We start from the raw sequence: 20,677 nt of genomic DNA, 5'->3' as shown, positions 1-20,677 counted from the left end.
TGTCGCGCGACTTCTACTCGCCAATAAATTGCGCCAGCTTACAAACAACTAACAACTATCGAGAAACTTCCATTGGTTTCTCAAGCCGGTACTACACGCAATAACTGCTCGAGCGTCGCACCGGTTTGGGCATTTGGAACACTCTGCAACCGCTGTACCAGTCTGGAAACCGGATAGGAGTTCTGCCCCTCAAATCCCAGAAAGACATCGCCCCGCAGCGCCGGATCGGCCGAGCACACTTCGCGCAGGATCAGGCTGTGCTGGCGATCCGGGTCAACAACCAGCAAATGCTCGCCGACCACCGACAGTTGCAGTTTGCCCGGCGCATCCACTGCCCAGATCAACTTGCCGGGAATAGCCGAACGCTCTCCCGGTCCTGGCCGACAATCGACAATGACAAAGTCCAGCCGCAACCAACTGGCTTTCGACAAGTGATAGCTCACACCGCCCTGGCCCATGCGCAATACCAGACGGCTTATGTCATCGGCGAGCAGAGGCAGCAGGTCGGTGACCTTGTTCTGCCCCTCAATCACGAGCACCTCGGCGTTGCGCTGCACATAGTCAAAGGGGCCGATGCTATGGCGAGCGGGATAGATGGAAACGCGATGTTCCAGGGGGTCATGCAACAGCACACTGTCACGGCAGGTGCCGAGCAGTTCGCAGTCACTGGGCAGGTCATGGGCGGCGACTCGAATCATCCGTGCGTTGGCCACGTCATACCATTGCAGAGCGCCGGATCCGGATTCCACAGCAACGAATTCGCCATGCTCGGCGATCTCCAGCAACGCTTGCAGCGACTCCAGCAGATGGTCGGCATGCGCCCTTGCCCAGCGGTGGTTGACGCCTGTGACGAGTTCCGTCTCCTGGTAACGCAACAGGAGTGATACACCGTCCACCGACATGCCGCGCAAGCCAGAGCCTTCATTGCTCACACTGCTGAACCGCCAGTCGTCCCACTCGGCCTGCGCTGACGGCAACAAGTCGCTCGCCAATAACTGTTGACCGTTGCCAAAGGCTTGCTCGAGTTGCCGGCTATCGAAGAACGTCTGACGCCACAGCTCACCGCTGCTAACGTCCAGCAGCCACGCGGCCTGGTTGTCTGGCGTAACCCCGAGCAAACGCACTTCCTGGTCGTGGCCCGGATCGCACAGTAGCAAGCGATTGTCCAGGTACCAGGCGCACAGGCTACGGTCACCGCTGGCGTTGCGCACGCCGAGAATGGCGAAGCTGCTGACCGGATACTTCTGCGCCAGCGCCCCCAACGCCAGCCACCACTGTGTCCGGCCATTGAGCCAGCGCTCACTCAGGCCACCCAAATGCACTTCACCGTTCTCGCTCAGATTGAAAAACAACCCGTCGTCGGTCAGCGCCAGATACCCGCCCTCGACCGCCGCCACCTCGCTGAGTCCGGCCGGCTCCACCCACTGATGGCTCCACTGCGAAGGCCAATGTTGATTGTCGTCGGACAGGCTGCGCTGCACTCGGCACAGCTTCTGCGCTGCCCTGTCGTAAATGAAATACAGGCTCTGCTGATCATTTGCCGGCAACAACAGCAGATCGGCAAGCTTACTGATCGAGTCCTGCCAGCCACGGATATGCCCGGACGCAATAAACGGATGAATGCACAGGCGATCACGGCTGCGAATCCAGACCAGATCGCGCATGCCCGGTTCGAACGCCCAGCAGACTGAAACGTAAGCAGCCGGTTGCCAGTCGAGCGTGGCGACGCCATCGCGCTCGGGGACTGTCGACAACGACACATAGTCACCAAGCACCTGCGACCAGTGCTCCAGCGTCTGCCGCGCAAAAACCCTTTCACCCAGCTCGCGGTCCATGTCACGGGTGACCGAAGTGAGCTGCAATTGGCCGTCATGCAACAGGTAGTTGAATTGCGTGGTTTTCTGATCAGGGCCTGTCCACTGTTGTTCGATATGCATCACGCCATGGTCGTCGACGACGATTCGGCGGATGCTGCACTGTCCACGCATCACCAGCAATCGATAGCAGAACCGCAGCAGACCGCTGACGGCATCGACCTGCCAGATCACATAGTTCTGTGGTTCATAAAAGAACGCCGAATCGCCAACCACAGCCGCCAGCAATGCTTCATCGGCCTGAAGCACTTCTTCATTGCGGATATACAGAAAACGCTCCCCGCCCGCGTCGTACCAGGCAGTGGTGTAACGCGGTTGATGTGCAGACTCGAACGGGATCAGAAAATTGTGCAGGGGCGTGTAAGGCAGTACCAGCCGGTGTTCGTGAATCAGTGACTGATAGTGCTCGAGCAAGCTCTGTTCGTCCGCGCCGGCGGGCGCGGTCTGCTCAAGAATCAACAACTGGCCACGGGCGCGATCAACCTTGTACAACTGCCGGTCGGCCAGCCGGATCAGAATTTCATGCTGGCCCTTGCCGGACAATGTCAGCTTGACGCCACCGATGAGTATTTCTGCGCCGACCAATACCCGGACATCACGCTCGGTGGCCCAGGTCGCCACAAGATTCCAGTGGCACAATTGCAAGCTGGGCGACTCGAGTTCAACGTCGATTCCGCGATTGAGGATCAATGAGCAGGATGCGCCACCTCCTTCAATCCGGTAGGACAACATCTCGTGCCAGGCCGCAGGCGCTACCGGCACTGCCAGCGCCCGCTCATTGGCGTCCAGCCGAATCTCGATCACGGTGGGCCGATACGCTGGTGCCAGGCGATTGACTATGTAGTGAGAGGGAAACGAAAAGAAGGTAAACAGGAACTGCCACCGCCCCTCCCGATCCTTTCTTTCCAGGCGCCGCGCTGTATCGAACCCCGTGTCGTGGCTCCAACTGGAAAAAGGCAAAGCTTTGTATTCGTAGCCGTAACAGGTTTGCGGCGTGCATGGCAGCACCACGAGTTGCCCTGCGGGTAGCTCCCGCCTGATGGTCCGAGGCAGCCCCAACTCGCGTTGAAGATTGAGCGCTTTCTGATAGTCCGGATCGAAATCCGGCACGCCGAAATGATCACGCAGTCGATAAAGCTTCGGGCTGTCCAGCGTCAGGGTACCGCGGTTGAAATCCAGGCTTTGCACAATCAGCGCAGGATCTGCAACCCAGCCACCCATAGCGTCATCGTAGCGATAACCCACGCCCCGATAGGCACGCTCCAGATGGTCGAAAAACAGTCCCACCGACTTAGCCTGCTGCGCGATATTGGCGAACCCCTGAGCCAGCGCCGCGACGCCGACAGCCAGCCCGCCAAGGATCACGCCGGCGCCACCCAATACTGCTGCAGCCGTTGCGGCGCCCGCAGTCGCCGCACCGAGGCCGCCGGCAGTCAAAGCCAGGCTGGCGGAGTCAAACGCCAGTTGCGTACCGAACTGCGCCCGCTCGATCTCGTTGTCCGTCGCGGCCAATTGATAAATGTCGAAACCGACATTAGCCAGCCCCAGCACCGCACCCACACCTTCGTTGAGAACGTGCCCCAGCACCTCGCCCACCACCGGCGCACAGGTGCGAGCGATGAGTTTCTCTTCATTGAGCGCCGTTTTCACCAGGCTGATCAGGCCGGCAATGTCCGTGACATTGCCGTGTGCCAGCTGTGCGTAATTGATGTAGGCATGCAGCCGCACGGCGGTGGTCAATGTACGGTCGTCGCCTTCCCGCCCGCGCAAGGCGTTCATCAACGCCTGAATCGTGAACCCGGTATTGAGTGTATGAACGGCGCCGGCCTCAGACAATGCCGGCTCGGGGCGGGTACCCAGGGTCGAGAACTGCTCGGACAGATAGTTCCTGATTCTCAACAGGCGCGGGTCTGTACTGGTTACCTGGATCACATGCTCGCTGTGCAATGGATCGATCAGGCTGATCAGGTACTCCCCACCGGGCGTAATGTTAAGGGTTTCGAACAACGGCACCAGCGGTGTCACCGAGGGGTGCAACGCCTGCAACGCGTCGGTCGCATGGGCAATCTGTTGTCCCCACCAATGACTGTCGAGATCGCGCAGACTGCGTCCCAGATGCGGATTGCTGACCAGCGACTGACCACGTGCGCTGTTCAGGCGCTGGCGTATCGGTCGCCCTGAATGCTCCGGCAGCACATTGTCGGATTCCAGCAGTTGCCCGACACGAAATCCGCCAGACAGGTCCAGAGCCGATATCTTTGACCCTTGCAGCTCGATCAGATCAAACGTCGGACGCGCTTCATCGCCATAAGCCGCATAGTATTTCGCCAGCCCCTGCGTCTGGAAAAAATCGGTCAAGGCGCTCAGAAACAGGGCCGACTGATGGAACTCGAACACGCCGAAATTGGGATCGTAGAAGTGATAAGAGGCCCGATCGCCGTTGAAGGTTTTCGCCACCAGCATGGCGTGGTTGTCGGAATTGAGCATCAGCGTGCACGTGCTGCCGTACGCTTCAAGCGTGGCGCCGAGCTGCTGCAGATCAACGCGCCCCAAAGGGCTGCCGACTTCATGCAACGGCACGCCGCGCAACTCTTCAAGCGCTTGAAGAAACGTCGCCGAATCGCTTTGTTGCGGCTCAGCGGTAGCGAGGAAGAAGCGCTCGCGCAATCTTCGCGACGCCGCTGCGCCATTTTCCAGCGCCGCACTCATGATCAGCGCCAGAGGATAACAGCGAGCCCCCGGATCACCCGGCCCGGTGAGCAACAGATCCTGGGGCACAAGCTTGACGTCACTGGCCTCGATCTGACCCAGCACCTGACCGAGCTGTCGGATCACCTGGTCACGATGCTCGCGCGTGGCGACCTCTTGGATATGGGCGACATGACGCCCCCATTGGAACAGCGTGTGCGCCTGAGACAGGGCCGTTCGCTTCAGCGTCAACGCGCTGTCCGACGCGCGCGCCGGCTGATCGAGATGACTGGCGAGACCGGCCATGAACGCCGCTGCACGCTGCTGGTATAGATGGCGTTCGATGGCCGCATAACGTACCGAAGCGCCGACCTCGGCGACGCCATTGGCCAGGTTATCGAGTTCGGCAGCGACCGCGATCAGGCTTTGGTTGTCCAGTGAACGCACGCCCAACAGTTGGCCCAGCAGCGCCCGTTGCAAGGCACTGACCTGGAAAAACTGCAGTGTCCCCTCGGCAATAGCGCTCAGCACTTCGTCCAGTGCCAGCCCCTGAGTGTGCACATCACTGAGCGAAGCCGGGGCTCGCAGGCCAGCGGGTTGGGCCTTTATAGCCTCGCGATCATCGAAACCGAGCCCGGCACCTGACGGAAAAACCAGCGGACCGTTATGGCCTCGCCGCATCGCCGCCATAAAGGGCTCACCGAGCCTGTCCATCATCCGCTGCAGGACATCCACCGACAACACCGGCCGGCCCTCGATAACCGGCCAGCCTTCCTCGAACATGACAGTCTGCTGCGAGAGCAACGCGTCAATATCGCCGTTGTAACGCGCGCTGAATTGCCCTTCCCGCCAGCGCTGCTGCTCGTCGAGCACCCATTGCTCAACATCGCTGGCATTGTCTTTCCAGGAGTGATCCTGCTCTTCTTCGGTCTTGTCGTTGACCACCCAGAGCGGTTCGATGGCCGCTTCCAGGCGCAGACTTTCTTCCCCTCGCGGGACGAAATGATGCCGCTGGTAATCGGTCATGCCATCGCGCATTGCAGCCGGACCGGTCAAATAGATTGTCCATTCGCTCTGCGCACGTATACCGTCGCCGTAGTAGCCCGCAGCTGCCAGAGACAGATAGCTGGCCGCCACATCTTCGCTCATCGACAGGTCGGCAAAAGAGCCGTAGGCCTGCTCGAGTACCTCACGCGACAGCATCGACATATTGTCGAAATCGCTCAAGGCAACGCCGCGTTGCTCCGCCAACCGGGCCGTCTGGTCGATGAGTTGGTAATTGAAGCGAAACCGTTCGATCACGCTTTTGAGCATCGGCGATCGCGCATGCGCCGCCAGGGAGGAGTTGCTCAACGTGCTCTGCACGGCAACGGCGCGCAATGCCTGAGGACGTGCGAGCAGTTCGGCTGGAGCCTGAAATACCTCGCTCAATGCCGGTTTTTGCCGAGCAAAGGCTTCCAGCGCGGCGCGGTGTTCCTCGGGAATTCGCCCCAGATAGTCGGTGTATCCTTCGCGCCGTGCCGCGCGTCCCGGCATCCAGTTCGGGTTGTGGTCGAGCAGCAGTTGCAGGACACCAACGCGCGCATCACCGCCGAACGTGCTGATGTCGACCCCACCCAGGCTCTTGACCAGCGGCGGCAGATTATCGACATCGGCATATCTGCCCCCCTCGTTGTACAAAGCTTCGACACGGACCACATCAGAGGCGGCTGCCAGATTGCCGCGCAGCCGGGTCTCGCGATCATAGGCAGCCTGCAATTGCAGCGGCGTGTCGAGGTCATGCAAATCGCGCAACTGCAGATCGTTTCCAGCCAGATCCAGCAGACTGCGGCGGTTTTGTTCGATCAGCCCTTCCAGTTGCTCGGCGTTCTGCCCGTAGGCGCGAGTCAACAGGTCGATCCGCGCCTCATCTGCCGACATTCCCTGTTCCAGGGCCGCGTTGATGTGCATGAACATCTGCTGCTTGAGGACGATGGCCCGTTCCTCGTACAACGTGCCCAGCTCGGCTTCGGAGAGCTTTTCGCTGCCGCCATGCTGCATCGCATCAGCCTTGGCAGCCTCGACGATCAGCTTATTGGTTTGCCAGGCCAGCAGCGCGTCACTGTCGTACCAGAGATTGAGGCTGTAGCCCTGCCCGCCCAGCACCTGTTTCCAGAGGTTGAGGTAATCACGCTGAATAGCGCCAAGACCACCACCGAGCCAGACAAAGTGCATGATCTTCGGAACCGCCGTTGCCGCACTTTTCTCAAAGGCAAGGGTGTTTTTCAGCCGGGTCTCAAAGGCCTGAATCTTGTCGTAGATGCGCGGCAAAGTGGCCTTCGGTTGCGCCTCGGCCGGTTGTGCAAGCTGGCCATCAATGGATCGGTGTACGCGCGGCAAGCCGATCAACTGCCCCAGCGACTGCTTGAGCAATGCCAGTGGTTCGAGTAACCGGGGGGAGTCCAGCAAGCCGACACAGGCAAAGTAATAACGCCACACAGACTGATAAGAGTCACTGTCTTTGTGCGACAGCATGACCTGTTCCAGATCTGCCTGTTTGAACAAGTTGATAAAGTTGACATAACCACTAGCGTCTTGAGGTTTCTGATCCTGCATGAAACTTTCTCCTTTACCTTGACCAACATCATGCGTGCCCGCTGGCACTTTCATGACGATCAAACTAACGACTGGAGAATCGAACCTCAAACTTCAAGACTTTCAATACATGTCAAAACAGGACACTTGAAAACAACTAATAACGCATGTAACAGTAACCGGAAATTTCCAACAAAAAAGAATATCAATCAACACAACCAACCAAGAACCGAAACTAACCAGGCTGATTCTTTGCGCCTATCTATATGAATTCAGAATAAGTCGAACAAAATATAACTAACAAGAAAGCTCCGACGATGAAACGGAAAAATCGTACAGAGGCTGTCGACAAATACGACACCGGCAAATCCGGCAACAATGCGCATGGGAACCGGGCCGTGGCGAGGGAGCCGACTCCCTCGCCAATCACTCAGGACAGCGGTTTTTCGCCGTACCAGCGCGGTGTGTACACCCACTCGCCACCTTCAGCCTTGGGGAAAGTACAGGTGGACGAGGAGCCGATCAGCACCATGGTGCGCATGTCGACCTGATCCGGGGTCAATTGTCCCAGGGTAGTAACCCGCAGGGTTTGCCCTGGCCGGCCGATGTCGCGTCCCAGCACTACCGGTGTTGCAGCGACACGATGTTGCGCGACAATTTCCAGGGCGCGCCCCAATTGCCACGGCCGCGCTCGCGAAATCGGATTGTAGAAGGCCAGCGCCAGATCGGCCTCGGCAGCGAGGTCCAGGCGTTTCTCGATGATCGACCATGGCTTGAGGTTGTCCGACAGCGACATCACACAGAAGTCATGCCCCAGCGGCGCACCCGCCTGCGCCGCAGTCGCGAGCGAGGCCGAGACACCCGGGAGGATTTCCAGATCGACGCGGTGCCACGCCGGGTCATCCGACTCGTGCAGAGCCTCAAGCACTGCGGCGGCCATGGCGAATACGCCAGGGTCACCCGACGACACCACGATCACTGAACGGCCTTCGGCCGCCAACCGGAAGGCATGTCGCGCGCGCTGCATCTCTTCGCGGTTGTCGGTGCAATGTTGCACCTGATCGTCGCGGAACGGGCCAGCCATACGTACATAGGTTTCGTAGCCGAGCACATCGGTGGCCCGCGCCAGTTCGGCTTTTACCGCTGGCACCATCAATTCGGCAGCGCCGGGGCCGAGGCCGATGACGGCCAGACGACCGCGCGGGTGGCCGATGCTCGAAACATCCAAGGGTTGTTCGCCAATCACCATCGCCAGGTGGTTGGCGTTGACGACCCTGGCCTGAGGCAGAGCAGTCTGCGCCAGCGCAACAACGTCAGCTGGCGCCGCGACAAAGCGCAGCGGCACACCGAGTTCAAGCGCCGCTTCACGCAATTGCGCCGAAGCCATTTCGCTGTCGGCCGCCACCAGGCACGCCAACGATTGCACGGCGACGTTGGCCTGTTGCAACGCCGTACGAACGGCGTTTGGCAGATCCGCAACGTCGGCAGTCACCGCTACCGCCACACTGCGCGGATAGATCAGCAACTCATTGGCACTCGCTGCACGCTCGGCACTGCCGACATGAATCGAGCGCTGTGCCTGCGGATCTTCCGGCAACTGCGCCTGATCCAGCCACGGCGCCTCGCCTTCGATGCGCACGCTGTGTCCGGCCAGCAGATCCGAGACAAACCGCTTACCCAGCTCCAGATCGCCCAGCGCGTAACCGTTGGGGGGATTGAGCAGGCACGTGCCGAAGCGCAATTCACCACTGGTAGTAATCGCCGCCGCCACTTGCAGCCCGGCAGCAATGTTGCGAGCCATGACGTTTACACCACCGAGGCCACCGAGCAGCGGCACCACGGCGCTGCCGTCTTCAGCAACGGCGAGTACCGCAGGTTCGGCGCCCTTCTCCAGCAGCAACGGCGCCAGGGTTCGAATGATGATGCCGGCAGCGCACAGGGCGATGATCGGTATGTCCTGCTGATACAACTCACGCAGGGTCGCGCCGAATTCCTGATACGTGCGGTCGGCACCTTCAACGCGCCCGGCGAGACCATGGATCTGCGCCGTCGGATACAGCTGCTGAATGCTCCGTGCTGTGGCCAGCGCGCCCTGTCCGAGAATGACAATGGCCGGTATCGATTGAGTCATCACCCTTGCCACCGTTCGCCCGGGACGATGATCAGCGAGAAGTACGGCGAAGACATCGGCTCGACCTGATCCAGCGGCACGATCTTCTGATTGGCCATCGTCGCGCGCTCGACGTACAGCGCACGTTCGGCGAGGCCAAGTTCTTCCAGTACCGCACGAACCTTGGGAAAGTTGCGCCCAAGCTTCATGATCACCGCCGCGTCGGCATCGGCCAGACGCCGCTTCAGATCGTCATGCGGCAACACGCCAGAGAGCACCGACAGGCTCTGATTGCGATACACCAGCGGCGCTCCAAGCACCGATGCACCACCGAGCATCGAACACACACCCGGCACCACTTGCGCTTCGTATCGCGTGGCAAGGCGGTCGTGCAGATACATGTAGGAGCCGTAGAAGAACGGATCGCCCTCACAGATCACCGCGACATCGCGCCCGGCGTCCAGGTGTGCCGCGACTTCTTCGCCCGCGTCGTCGTAGAAGTCACTGATCACCTGCTCGTAGGACAGCGGTGCAGGCAGCACTTCGGTGGTCACCGGGTACACCAGCGGCAGCAGATTCTGCGCATCCTGCAAGTGCGCCTCGATGATGCCGAAGGCGTTGCCCTTCTTGCCCTTGGCGACGAAGTACGCGACCACCGGCGATTCGCGCAGCAGGCGCAGGGCCTTCACGGTAATCAGCTCGGGATCACCGGGGCCGACACCCAGACCGATCAAACGTCCCTTTGCCTGCATCATTCGATCTCCGTGGCGAGGGCATTCACTGCAGCGGCGGCCATGGCGCTGCCACCGAGGCGGCCCTGCATGATCACAAACGGTACGCCACGACTATCCGCCGCCAGCGCCGCTTTCGACTCGGCGGCGCCGACAAAACCCACCGGAAAACCGAGGATCAGCGCCGGTTTCGGCGCACCGGCGTCGAGCATTTCCAACAGATAGAACAGCGCGGTCGGCGCATTGCCGATCACTACCACGCTGCCTTCCAGGTGCGGACGCCACAGTTCCAGTGCCGCGGCGGAACGGGTGTTGCCCAACTCTCGTGCCAGTTCCGGCACGCTGTCGTCGCGCAGGGTGCAGATCACCTCGTTGTTCGCCGGCAGGCGCGCGCGCGTCACGCCCTCGGAGACCATCCGCGCATCACAGAGGATCGGCGCACCGGCCGCCAGCGCATCGCGCCCGGCCTTGCCGGCGCCTGCGGAAAATTGCAGACCGTCGACCGCCTCGACCATGCCGCAGGCGTGGATCACCCGCACTGCGAGCTTTTCCAGGTCGGCCGGAATGCGCGCCAGATTGGCCTCGCTGCGAATGATCGCGAAGGAGTTGCGATAGATCTCCTGACCGTCGCGAATGTAATCAAGCATCAAGGGGGCTCCGTGAGCGGGCGTCGAGCAGGGTCGCGGCCGCTTCAATAGTAAGGTTGCGTGCGTGCAGCGCGCCGAAACCCGGCAGTGCTGCATCGCGAAAATAGAGGTCGTAGTGGCCCGGGCTGACCGCCAGCAATGTCGCCGGTGTGCGATGGGCAGCGGCGCAAGAGCGCGGGCATGCGGACAGGTGCACGCCCTGCGCTTGTGGCAACAGTGTCGCCAACAGCCGGGCGTCGTGTTTGGTATCGGCAAGGCCTTTGCCGCAGCCGCTGGATCCGGTGCAGGCGATCAGCCGCGATAGCGCCTCGTCCGGATCGGTGCGCAACTGCAATTGCCCCAGTTTCTGCAGCACTTGCGCGGCGTCGGTGTGCTTCACGTTCGGTAGCAACACACTTTGCCAAGGTGTGAAGCGCAGGCTGCCATCGCCGAACTCACGGGCCAGTCGGGCCACCCCGTGAAGCATCGCCGGATCAAGACGGCCGAGCGCTGGCACCGCGCCGATGTACACCCGATCCACCGTGCCTTGCGGGTGAACACCGATGTGCAGAGCATCGATTGCGGGCGTTCGTTGCCAATCGCACAAAGCGGTTATCGGCAGGCGTTTGTGCAAATGTTCGAGGAACGTTGGCGTCGACATTTCATCGAGCAAATGGCGCATGCGCGTCTGCTCCGGCCGTGCCAGTTCGAGGAACAATTCCAGCACCGCGACGACCAGAGCATGGCCGTTTTCCAGGGGCACGGCGCCAGTTGCACGATCGGTCGGGCATCCGGCCAGACCAAACGCCAACAATACTTCACCGTCACGTTCGAACGCCGACAGCCACAAGTCATGCGGATGCTCGAGCATCGCCAACGCCTCGCCGCCATCGAGTTGCACGGCGAACTTGGCGCTCAACTGGTGAAACTGCGGGTGAGATTGCAGGGTCGCAAGAATCTGTTCGGCCAGTGACCAGGTATCGAATTGCTGCTGCCGATCGATCCCGGCACTGGGGCTGAGCATCAGATTGCGTACATCGTCGCCCTGCGCGGTTTGCGGCCCGAGGCCGGCGGCCAGCAAGCTGCCGATCAATGTCTCAGACTGCTCGCCGATACCGCGGATCTGCAGATTGGCGCGGTTGGTCGCCTCGATCACTCCACTGGCGAAACGCTCGGCAGCATCGGCTACCGCGTCAGCCTGATCGGCAGTGATCGACCCACCATTGAGCTTGATCCGGCAGATACCGCCGTCCAGCGCCTGGACAATACGCAGTAACCCCGGGCAGGCCGAGGGGCGTAGAGCGGTGGACATCGGGCGTTCGTTCAAGGGATGACCGGCTGGCTGGCAGCGCTGTGGTGGGCGAAAGGTCGCCATTATGCCTGCTTTGCCCAAGTGCATGAAAATGCCTGCCGGTCGGAAACTGCGTCGGGGTGCACGGCGCAGGATAAAAAGCGCTTTACCCCGTGCAAGTCAGATCGGGACAGCGGCGAAATTGAATTTGAGCCCCTCCAGCGCCTTGCTCACGCTCAGGCGGCGAGCGTCCATGACCCGGCGGCTGATCACCACCTTTCGCGCCACAACATCCAGCTGAGTCATGGATTGCGACACGTCCCAGAAAAAGTAACTGGTGTTGAGACTCGACTTGATGAAGCGGATATTGCTGATCACCAGTTCCAGATCGCCGTTGGCGTTATAGCTGAGCGGTATGACCTTGAAATCGAAAGGCTTGCCACTGGTGCCCTTGATCTTTTTCAGCAACTCCACGTCACGTTCCAGTTTCGCCAACCCTTGGTCAACCCCAGTCACCTGCTCTCGACTGAGCAGCGGCGATGCAAGTTGAGACCAGACCTGTCGCACGCTGCCATTGAACTGCGTCTGAACATGCTCGATCGGCTGATGATCGCGGTTCCAGCCATGCGACCAAAGCACATCAGTAAAATAATCGGTCCAGCGTCCTGGCTGGATCGCACTGTTGTAAGTGGTATCCGCCTGACGTTTTGCCAAATAAGCACAGTTCAACGCGAACTGATAATCCTCGTGAGACTGCCCCTGACTTCCAGTCAGCAATATATCGCCGACCAGTGTCGCATTATGTTTTATACCATCCATGTTTATTTTTTTCATCCTTGTAAGCGACGCCCGTATGGCGTGCAAAGTATTAATCCATTTAATAATCATCTATCGGTTGACCAAGTTTGCTTTGGTTGTAACGGGCAACTTGATCAAATATCAAAATAACAAACACGCTTGCTCTGCCAATCATTTTTCTACCACATGGCATGTCAACCGTTGCCAGCACCTGCGACAAGGCAGCAGCACCAGACAACAGAAGCCGCGCTATCATGCGCCGCTTGAACGGGCGCACGAGATTGAGGAACGGCATGACACCCTGGCTGACGGTTGTGGGAATCGGTGAAGACGGCTTCAAGGGCCTGGGCAAAAATGCCCGGCGCGCCCTCATGAATGCTTCGCGGATCATCGGTGGCCATCGTCAACTGGACTTGTTGCCGGTGTGCATTCGCGGTGAACGCGAATTGTGGCCGAGCCCGTTTTCCCTTGCCCCGGTACTGGAGCGGCGCGGCGAAGCTGTCTGTGTGCTCGCCAGCGGCGATCCGATGTTTTACGGCGTCGGTGCGAACCTTGCGCGGCAAGTGCCGAGCGCGCAGATGCTGATTCTGCCAACGCCATCTTCCTGCTCGCTGGCTGCAGCCCGCCTCGGCTGGCCGTTGCAAGAAGTCGTGACGCTGTCGCTGGTAGCCCGACCGCTGTCGGCGCTCAATGCGCAACTGTTCAGCGGTGTGCGCCTGTTGCTGCTGAGCAATGACGGGCAGAGTCCTGCGGCGGTCGCGGCGTTGTTGCGCGAGCGCGGTTTTGGCGGCAGTCGCATCAGCGTTCTGGAGCACTTGGGCGGCACAGCCGAACGCCGTATCGACAGCACCGCAAATCACTGGAACGACCCGCCAATTGCCGATCTGAATGTGATCGCCATCGAATGCCTGGCCGATGTGCAGGCGCCGCGCCTGTCGCGACTTGCCGGATTGCCCGACTCGGCATTCAAGCACGACGGCCAACTGACCAAACGCGATGTGCGCGCGATCACCCTCGCCCGCCTCGCGCCGACACCCGGTGAACTGCTGTGGGATGTGGGCGGCGGTTGCGGCTCGATCGGCATCGAATGGATGCGTGCGCATCCCAGTTGCCGAGCGCTGGCAATCGAAGCCGATGACGGCCGCCAGCAGTTGATCGAATACAACCGCGACGCGCTGGGCGTACCCGGCCTGCATCTGGTTCGCGGTCGTGCGCCACAGGCCCTCGCCGGACTGGAGCGCCCGGACGCGATCTTCATCGGCGGCGGGGTGACTCGCGAAGGTGTGTTTGAAACCTGTTGGGAACAGCTCAAACCCGGAGGCCGGTTGGTGGCCAATGCCGTGACCCTGCAAAGTGAGCTCGCGCTGATGAACTGGCGCGAGCGCCACGGCGGCGAACTGACCCGTATTCATGTCGCTCAGGCACAGCCGCTCGGTGAGTTCGACACCTGGCGCCAGGCGCTGCCGATCACCTTGCTCGATCTGGTCAAACCTCTCGATGCGTGACGAAACCGCCGAACAACCCGCGCCCCTGCGCAGCGGCCTGACCACCGGCAGTTGCGCCACCGCCACCAGCCTTGCCGCCGCACGCCTGCTGCTCGGCGGTACCGGCGCGGACGCCGTGCAGATCGTCCTGCCCAAGGGCAAGCAGGTGCAGATGCGCCTGGAGTTCTGTCGCCTGACCGAAGACGGCGCGGAAGCCGGGACGATCAAGGACGCCGGTGACGACCCGGACGTGACCCATGGCGCCTTGCTCTATTCGCGCGTGCGTCTGCTGCCCGAACCAGGGATTCGCTTCAATGCCGGCGCAGGCGTCGGCACCGTGACCCGTCCGGGACTGGTGCTGGGCGTTGGTGAGCCGGCGATCAACCCGGTGCCGCGCAAGATGATCAGCGATCACCTGAACCTGCTCGCCGAGGAAACCGGTTATACCGGCGGTTTTGACGTTACGGTCAACGTCGAAGGCGGTGAGGCGCTGGCGCTGAAAACCATGAATCCGCGACTGGGCATTCTCGGCGGCCTGTCGATTCTCGGCACCAGCGGCATCGTCCGGCCATTCTCCTGCGCGGCGTACATCGCCTCGATCCACCAGGGCATCGACGTGGCCAGGACCAACGGCTACCTGCACATCGCCGCCTGCACCGGCAACGCCAGCGAAGACACCATGCGCCGGGTCTACGACCTGCCGGAAATCGCCCTGATCGAAATGGGCGACTTTGTCGGCGCGGTGCTCAAGCATCTGCGCAAAGTGCCTGTGGATAAACTCAGCCTGTGCGGCGGTTTCGGCAAGATCAGCAAACTGGCGGCCGGGCACATGGATCTGCACTCGCGGCATTCCAGTATCGACCTGCCGCAACTGGCCGAATGGGCGGCGGCGATTGGTGCGGATGAGATTTTGCAGCAAGGTATTCGTGCGGCGAACACCAGTCAGCAGGCTTTGGCGATGGCCAGTGCGGCAGGCGTCGCCCTAGGCAATGAAGTCTGTCGCCATGCGCTGAACTTCGCCCGCAGCGTGGTGCCGGCGCAGGTGCAGGTCGAGGTGTTTGCGATTGATCGTCAGGGCGGCATTGTCGGCCACGCCGGAGGTTTTGCATGAAGCGAATCTTGTTGCTCGGCGGCGTCACTGAGGCGCTGGCCATCGCTCGCACGCTGGGGCCAGAACACATTTACAGCCTGGCCGGCGTGGGCCGGGTGCCCACCGACCTGACCTGCCAGGTGCGCGTCGGCGGCTACGGCGGGGCCGAAGGTCTCGCGCAATTCATTCGCGCTGAAGGCATCGAGCTGCTGCTCGACGCGACCCACCCCTATGCCGCACAAATCAGCCACAACGCCGCCCGCGCCGCACAACTGTCCGGCATTCCCTGCTGGGCTTTGCGCCGCCCCGCATGGCAGGCACAGGCCGGGGATGACTGGCGCGAAGTCAGCGACTGGGCCGAACTGACCGAGGCCCTAAAACCGTTCCAAAGCCCGCTGTTCACCCTCGGCCGTGAACCGCTGCAACACCTCGACGAAATCCCCGCCGACCAGTTCTGGACTCTGCGCGCCCTCGACGTCTACCCCGGCAACGAACGCTGCGAAGTCATCGGCGCCCGTGGGCCGTTTCTGCTTGAGGACGAGCGCGCACTGTTCGAACGCCGGCAGATCGATGTGCTGATCAGCAAGAACAGCGGCAGCACCGCGACCGAGCCGAAGCTGGAAGTGGCGCGCGAACGTGGGGTGCCGGTGATGGTGTTGAAACGGCCGGTGTTGCCGGGAGTTGATCGGGAGTTTCTGACGACGGCTGAAGTCCTCGCTGCCCTGCTTACGTCAGAATTTTCCTGATTTCGAATTTATCTGCGAATTAGCCGGCTTGTTTTGAAGAAGCAGCCGACTGTTCTTCGCAATCCCCTCACCCAATACTTCGGTTCCTTCAATCCATACAGGCAGACAAGCGCTTAAAAGCGGCTTGCCAGACTGTATCCCAAGGAATACGATCCCTGACATGATCGAACTTGAACGATCCCGTATATTTTCCGAATGGCTCGACTCGTTGAAAGACATCATCGGCAAAGGCCGAATCATCTCCAGACTTCGAGCAGCCGAACATGGCAACTTTGGCGATTGCGGATTTGTCGGTGACACCGTTTATGAAATGCGTGTGCACTACGGTCCTGGTTACAGGATGTACTTCACTCGTCGAGACGAAGTGATTTATCTGCTGTTAATCGGGGGCGATAAATCGACACAACGGCGTGATATCAAGCGCGCCGTACAAATGGCACATAGCATCGGAAATGAGGAGTAAGTCATGACCGAAAAATTTACCCGTTTCGACGCCGCCGAATACCTCAAAACTCCCGAAGATATGGCGGCGTATCTGGACGCTTGCTTTGATGATGATGAAGGCGATGGCGTGCTCATCCGTGCGGCACTGAATGACATAGCCCGAGCTCAGGGCATGACACAGGTGGCACGTGATGCCGGCCTGGGTCGTGAAAGTCTCTATAAAGCGCTGAGCAGCACTGGTAACCCCGAATTCGCAACTATCATGAAGGTCATGAAGGCTTTGGGGTTGAGATTGCACGCCGTCGCGGTTTGATTGATCTGCGACACCAAACCGCACGACGTCTTTTTACTTATCGGCCCTGATCAGGCTAAATAGCCGCGCCTGATCGCCCACCCAACGGATCTGTCCCATGAACCGACACCGGCTAGCCATTGCCTGGATTGCCTGCTTTGCAGTGCTGTTCAACATGCTCGCCATGCCGATGACAGGCGCGATGGCGCAAGCGGCCAATTCACCGGCCGAACAATTGCTGTGGAGCAGTTTCTGCACCGGCAGCGGGACGAAGATGGTGGCGATCAATATCGGCACCACGGAGCAGAAAGCCCCGTCCAACGACACCCATTCGAACATGCAGCATTGCTGGTGCTGCTCGGGTTCCGCGCCGCTGGTGGCGTTGCCGGGCCATGCACCGCAGCTGTATTTCGCCCGTTACGAAAGCAATCGCAGCGTGGCAGCGCCCTCGTTGCAAACGCCGACACCGCGCCAGCAATGGCCGAGCCTCAATCCCCGCGCCTCGCCTCTGGTTTGATTTGTTCTCGCAATTGACCTGCGTTTCAAATCGTTCTGGAGAACTGCCATGTTGAACAAACTCATCGTCATCGCTGCGCTGTTGCTGCCGGCGTGCTTCGCCCATGCCCACGAATACAAGGCCGGCGAGCTGGAAATCGCTCACCCGTGGTCGCAGGAACTGCCGCCCAACGCGCCGACCGTCGCCGCCTACTTCGTGATCAGCAACCCCGGCAAGACCGACGACCGCCTGCTCAGCGTCGATTCGCCGATCACTGACCAAGCGCAGCTGCACGAGCATGTGATGCAGGGCGATCTGATGAAGATGCAGCAGGTGCCCAACGTGGTGATTCCAGCCGGCGGCAAGGTGACGTTCGCTCCAATGGCTTATCACGTGATGTTGCTCAACCCGAAAGACCGCAGCCTGCTCAGCGACGGCAAACGCTTCCCGCTGACCCTGCATTTCGAGAAGTCCGGCAACGTCACCGTCGAGGTCGCGGTGCAGAAGAAACCACCGCACGCGGTGCCCGAGCACGAGCACGCCCAGTAATCGATCCGGCTGACCACGCCCGTGCGCTCGCAACGCGCCGGGGCGTCCAGCCTGCATCGCCAGAGCCAGACTCTGACTCGCGGTAGCTGGATCGCCCTGTTCGCCATGTTGATGATCTTCATCGGCCCGCTGATTTCTCAGTCGATGCCGATGGATCAGCACGCCTCGACTTCCATGCCGATGAGCATGGACATGTCGATGAGCATGGACATGTCGATGGCCATGCCCGGCATGGATCACGGTGGTCATGATGCACAGCCCAGCGCCGAACATTGCCCGCCGCAATCCTCGCACCACGCCCTGTGGGAAAAATGCGGTTATTGCAGCCTGCTGTTCAACTGCCCGGCACTGACCGGTGGCGGCAGCTTCGCCACGTTCAGCATCGCTCACGTCAACACCTTCACCCCGCCCTCCCCGCGCCTGGGTCATGCCCGGCAAACCTTCTTCCCCGGCGCCCGCACCCGCGCCCCGCCCATCACCGCGTAAACACCGCACCTTTGATTGCACACGGTTGAGAAGACAGCTTCAGGCTGCCGGCCGTGTCGTTTACGACTGTTTGATGGAAATTGTCATGTCCAGGTTTTCTGCTGTTCCACGCTTGAGCGCTGCTCAGGCGTCCTTCGACTTGAACGAATCGCGCATTCGTTTCTCGCACGCTACCGCCGTCCTTTGCGGCGTCCTGCTGTCCCCGCTGGTGCTGGCCGATGACCACACCGGTCACAACGCCCCTGCCAGCCATTCTGAAATGTTGAGTCCAACGGTGATCACCGCGATCGCCCCCAGCTCACCGCTGACCATCGTCACCAACCCCAAGGACCCGCGCCAACCGGTGCCGGCCAGCGACGGTGGCGATTATCTGAAGACCATTCCAGGCTTTGCCCTGGTGCGCAATGGCGGTACCAACGGCGATCCGGTTCTGCGCGGCATGTTCGGTTCGCGCCTGAATATCCTCACCAACGGCAGCATGCTGCTCGGTGCCTGCCCTGGCCGCATGGATGCACCTACCTCGTACATCTCGCCGGAAACCTACGACAAACTCACGGTGATCAAAGGCCCGCAAACCGTGCTCTGGGGCCCGGGCGCATCGGCCGGCACGGTGCTGTTCGATCGTGAACCGGAAAGCTTCGGCGAACTCGGTACCCGGGTGAACGCCAGCGTGCTGGCCGGCTCCAACGGGCGCTTCGACAAGGTCGTCGACGCCGCCGCCGGCGGGCCGTTGGGCTACGTGCGGGTGATCGGCAACACCGCGCACTCCGACGACTATCGCGACGGCAACAACGACACCGTGCCGTCGCGCTACGACAAATGGAACGGTGACATCGCCGTCGGCTGGACCCCGGACGCCGACACCCTGATCGAACTCACTGCCGGCAAGGGCGACGGCGAAGCGCGCTACGCCGGACGCGGCATGGACGGTTCGCAGTTCCTGCGTGAAAGCCTCGGGCTGCGCTTCGAAAAATCCAACATCACTGACGTGCTCGAGAAACTTGAAGCACAGGTCTACTACAACTACGCCGACCACGTGATGGACAACTACACCCTGCGCACGCCGTCCGGCACCGGGATGATGGCCGGGCCGATGGCGTCCAACGTTGATCGCCGCACCCTCGGCGCGCGGATCAAGGCGACCTGGCGCTGGGCCGACATCCAGTTGATCACCGGCCTTGACGCGCAGACCAACGAGCACCGCCAGCGCAGTGGCATGGGTATCGACACTTACAAGGATCAGCCGTACACCAAGGACGCCGATTTCCATAACTACGGCGTGTTCAGCGAAATGACCTGGTACGCCGCTGACCGTGATCGCCTGATCACTGGCGCTCGGGTCGACCGCGCTTCGGCCAAGGACTACCGGCAGAGAATCGGCTCAGGGATGATGAGCCGGCCGAATCCGACCGCCGACGACACCCGTGCCGACACCCTGCCCAGCGGCTTCGTGCGTTACGAGCATGACCTCGCTGACAGCCCGACAACGCTCTATGCCGGCCTCGGCCACGCGCAGCGCTTCCCGGATTACTGGGAGCTGTTTTCACCCAAGTCCGGCCCGGCAGGTTCGTTGAATGCCTTCGACTCGATCAAACCGGAAAAGACCACCCAGTTCGACTTTGGCGTGAACTACAAGACCGCCGAACTCGAAGCCTGGGCCTCGGGCTACATCGGCGTGGTGCGTGACTACATCCTGTTCGACTACACGCCGACGATGATGGGCATGAGCACCTCCCGCGCACAAAACATCGACGCGCGGATCATGGGCGGCGAACTCGGCGCTGCGTACAAACTCACCGACAACTGGAAAGCCGACGCGACCCTGGCCTACGCCTGGGGCAAGAACAGCAGCGACGGCAAGGCCCTGCCGCAGATGCCCCCGCTGGATGCGCGTTTCGGCCTCACCTACAGCGAAGACAACTGGAGCGCCGGAGCGCTGTGGCGCGTGGTCGCGGCGCAAAACCGCATCGATCAGAACAAGGGCAACGTGGTCGGCAAGGACTACGACAAGAGCGGCGGCTTTGGCGTGTTCTCGCTCAACGGTGCCTACCGGATCAACAAGAACTGGAAGGTCAGCACCGGCGTCGACAACCTGTTCGGCAAGGCTTACGCCGAACACCTGAACCTGGCGGGCAACGCCGGTTTCGGCTACCCGGCCAACGACCCGCAAGCGATCAATGAGCCGGGGCGCACGCTCTGGACCAAGGTCGACATGAGTTTCTGACAAAGAGGCACACCCTGCCTTTGTGGGAGCGGGCTTGCTCGCGAAAACGGTGTATCAGGCGCCAACAATGTTGAGCGTGCCGCCGTCTTCGCGAGCAAGCCCGCTCCCACAGGAGTGCAGCGATGACGCTACCGATACAGAACAACTAAAAGATCCAAGCCAAGCGGAGCACAC

The 20,677-nt window shown here is 60.9% G+C and carries 16 protein-coding genes; 9 read left to right on the top strand and 7 right to left on the bottom strand.

What is annotated here, in order from left to right; translation table 11 throughout:
- Positions 1 to 80 precede the first annotated feature (80 nt).
- The 7 genes from PseAD21_RS02645 to PseAD21_RS29435 form a co-directional block, all read right to left on the bottom strand.
- On the bottom strand, positions 81 to 7,157 hold the full coding sequence (locus PseAD21_RS02645) for a TcdA/TcdB pore-forming domain-containing protein (protein ID WP_102354381.1): 7,077 nt from the start codon (positions 7,155 to 7,157) through the stop codon (positions 81 to 83).
- 409 nt (positions 7,158 to 7,566) lie between these two features.
- Positions 7,567 to 9,267 (bottom strand): precorrin-3B C(17)-methyltransferase, encoded by a 1,701-nt coding sequence (gene cobJ, locus PseAD21_RS02640; RefSeq protein ID WP_102354380.1) that lies wholly within the window; start codon positions 9,265 to 9,267, stop codon positions 7,567 to 7,569.
- Positions 9,267 to 10,001 (bottom strand): precorrin-2 C(20)-methyltransferase, encoded by a 735-nt coding sequence (locus PseAD21_RS02635; protein WP_371859047.1) that lies wholly within the window; start codon positions 9,999 to 10,001, stop codon positions 9,267 to 9,269. Before PseAD21_RS02635 ends, cobJ begins: the two co-directional genes overlap by 1 nt.
- Positions 9,998 to 10,624, bottom strand: coding sequence for a precorrin-8X methylmutase (locus PseAD21_RS02630; protein ID WP_064388739.1), 627 nt, complete (start codon positions 10,622 to 10,624; stop codon positions 9,998 to 10,000). Before PseAD21_RS02630 ends, PseAD21_RS02635 begins: the two co-directional genes overlap by 4 nt.
- A complete protein-coding gene (gene cobG / locus PseAD21_RS02625) occupies positions 10,617 to 11,915 on the bottom strand; it encodes a precorrin-3B synthase (RefSeq protein WP_305886536.1) in 1,299 nt (432 codons plus the stop codon). Before cobG ends, PseAD21_RS02630 begins: the two co-directional genes overlap by 8 nt.
- 159 nt (positions 11,916 to 12,074) lie before the next feature.
- Positions 12,075 to 12,713 (bottom strand): hypothetical protein, encoded by a 639-nt coding sequence (locus PseAD21_RS02620; RefSeq protein ID WP_102354378.1) that lies wholly within the window; start codon positions 12,711 to 12,713, stop codon positions 12,075 to 12,077.
- Between the two features lie 58 nt (positions 12,714 to 12,771).
- The gene (locus tag PseAD21_RS29435) at positions 12,772 to 12,987 is read right to left on the bottom strand and encodes a hypothetical protein (RefSeq protein WP_146011256.1); all 216 of its coding nucleotides are present in this window, start codon (positions 12,985 to 12,987) and stop codon (positions 12,772 to 12,774) included.
- Between PseAD21_RS29435 and cbiE the strand changes: the two genes are divergently transcribed.
- The 9 genes from cbiE (at position 12,986) to PseAD21_RS02575 (ending at position 20,503) form a co-directional block, all read left to right on the top strand.
- A complete protein-coding gene (gene cbiE / locus PseAD21_RS02615; RefSeq protein WP_102354377.1) occupies positions 12,986 to 14,197 on the top strand; it encodes a precorrin-6y C5,15-methyltransferase (decarboxylating) subunit CbiE in 1,212 nt (403 codons plus the stop codon). The genes PseAD21_RS29435 and cbiE overlap by 2 nt on opposite strands.
- The gene (locus tag PseAD21_RS02610) at positions 14,190 to 15,287 is read left to right on the top strand and encodes a cobalt-precorrin-5B (C(1))-methyltransferase (RefSeq protein WP_102354376.1); all 1,098 of its coding nucleotides are present in this window, start codon (positions 14,190 to 14,192) and stop codon (positions 15,285 to 15,287) included. The genes cbiE and PseAD21_RS02610 overlap by 8 nt, the downstream gene beginning before the upstream one ends.
- Positions 15,284 to 16,012, top strand: a complete 729-nt coding sequence (locus PseAD21_RS02605) for a cobalt-precorrin-6A reductase (RefSeq protein WP_102354375.1) — start codon at positions 15,284 to 15,286, stop codon at positions 16,010 to 16,012. The genes PseAD21_RS02610 and PseAD21_RS02605 overlap by 4 nt, the downstream gene beginning before the upstream one ends.
- 160 nt (positions 16,013 to 16,172) lie before the next feature.
- The gene (locus tag PseAD21_RS02600; protein ID WP_003221246.1) at positions 16,173 to 16,475 is read left to right on the top strand and encodes a type II toxin-antitoxin system RelE/ParE family toxin; all 303 of its coding nucleotides are present in this window, start codon (positions 16,173 to 16,175) and stop codon (positions 16,473 to 16,475) included.
- A 3-nt stretch (positions 16,476 to 16,478) separates the two neighbouring features.
- Positions 16,479 to 16,769 (top strand): addiction module antidote protein, encoded by a 291-nt coding sequence (locus tag PseAD21_RS02595; RefSeq protein WP_003221244.1) that lies wholly within the window; start codon positions 16,479 to 16,481, stop codon positions 16,767 to 16,769.
- Between the two features lie 97 nt (positions 16,770 to 16,866).
- Positions 16,867 to 17,265, top strand: coding sequence for a DUF2946 domain-containing protein (locus tag PseAD21_RS02590; RefSeq protein ID WP_102354374.1), 399 nt, complete (start codon positions 16,867 to 16,869; stop codon positions 17,263 to 17,265).
- A gap of 48 nt (positions 17,266 to 17,313) precedes the next feature.
- Complete coding sequence (locus PseAD21_RS02585; RefSeq protein ID WP_102354373.1) at positions 17,314 to 17,793, top strand: copper chaperone PCu(A)C; 480 nt, start codon at positions 17,314 to 17,316, stop codon at positions 17,791 to 17,793.
- 21 nt (positions 17,794 to 17,814) lie between these two features.
- Positions 17,815 to 18,279, top strand: a complete 465-nt coding sequence (locus tag PseAD21_RS02580; RefSeq protein ID WP_102354372.1) for a DUF2946 domain-containing protein — start codon at positions 17,815 to 17,817, stop codon at positions 18,277 to 18,279.
- Between the two features lie 85 nt (positions 18,280 to 18,364).
- Positions 18,365 to 20,503 carry a TonB-dependent copper receptor gene (locus tag PseAD21_RS02575; protein WP_102354371.1) on the top strand — a complete coding sequence of 713 codons (2,139 nt, stop codon included), beginning with the start codon at positions 18,365 to 18,367 and terminating at the stop codon, positions 20,501 to 20,503.
- The last annotated feature ends 174 nt before the right edge of the window (positions 20,504 to 20,677 follow it).

The sequence above is a fragment of the Pseudomonas sp. AD21 genome (genome assembly GCF_002878485.1).
Taxonomy (GTDB): domain Bacteria; phylum Pseudomonadota; class Gammaproteobacteria; order Pseudomonadales; family Pseudomonadaceae; genus Aquipseudomonas.
The sequence above is the reverse complement of the archived record's forward strand: the minus strand, read 5'-3'. Positions and strand labels throughout refer to the sequence as shown.

Coding starts and splice junctions, on each gene's coding strand:
- cobG (WP_305886536.1), bottom strand. CDS start 11,915: ATGTCCACCGCTCTACGCCCCTCGGCCTGCCCGGGGTTACTGCGTATT.
- PseAD21_RS02635 (WP_371859047.1), bottom strand. CDS start 10,001: ATGATGCAGGCAAAGGGACGTTTGATCGGTCTGGGTGTCGGCCCCGGT.
- PseAD21_RS02630 (WP_064388739.1), bottom strand. CDS start 10,624: ATGCTTGATTACATTCGCGACGGTCAGGAGATCTATCGCAACTCCTTC.
- PseAD21_RS02595 (WP_003221244.1), top strand. CDS start 16,479: ATGACCGAAAAATTTACCCGTTTCGACGCCGCCGAATACCTCAAAACT.
- PseAD21_RS02600 (WP_003221246.1), top strand. CDS start 16,173: ATGATCGAACTTGAACGATCCCGTATATTTTCCGAATGGCTCGACTCG.
- PseAD21_RS02575 (WP_102354371.1), top strand. CDS start 18,365: ATGTCCAGGTTTTCTGCTGTTCCACGCTTGAGCGCTGCTCAGGCGTCC.
- PseAD21_RS02605 (WP_102354375.1), top strand. CDS start 15,284: ATGAAGCGAATCTTGTTGCTCGGCGGCGTCACTGAGGCGCTGGCCATC.
- PseAD21_RS02620 (WP_102354378.1), bottom strand. CDS start 12,713: ATGGATGGTATAAAACATAATGCGACACTGGTCGGCGATATATTGCTG.
- PseAD21_RS02645 (WP_102354381.1), bottom strand. CDS start 7,157: ATGCAGGATCAGAAACCTCAAGACGCTAGTGGTTATGTCAACTTTATC.
- PseAD21_RS02590 (WP_102354374.1), top strand. CDS start 16,867: ATGAACCGACACCGGCTAGCCATTGCCTGGATTGCCTGCTTTGCAGTG.
- PseAD21_RS02585 (WP_102354373.1), top strand. CDS start 17,314: ATGTTGAACAAACTCATCGTCATCGCTGCGCTGTTGCTGCCGGCGTGC.
- cobJ (WP_102354380.1), bottom strand. CDS start 9,267: ATGACTCAATCGATACCGGCCATTGTCATTCTCGGACAGGGCGCGCTG.
- PseAD21_RS02610 (WP_102354376.1), top strand. CDS start 14,190: ATGCGTGACGAAACCGCCGAACAACCCGCGCCCCTGCGCAGCGGCCTG.
- PseAD21_RS29435 (WP_146011256.1), bottom strand. CDS start 12,987: ATGCCGTTCCTCAATCTCGTGCGCCCGTTCAAGCGGCGCATGATAGCG.
- cbiE (WP_102354377.1), top strand. CDS start 12,986: ATGACACCCTGGCTGACGGTTGTGGGAATCGGTGAAGACGGCTTCAAG.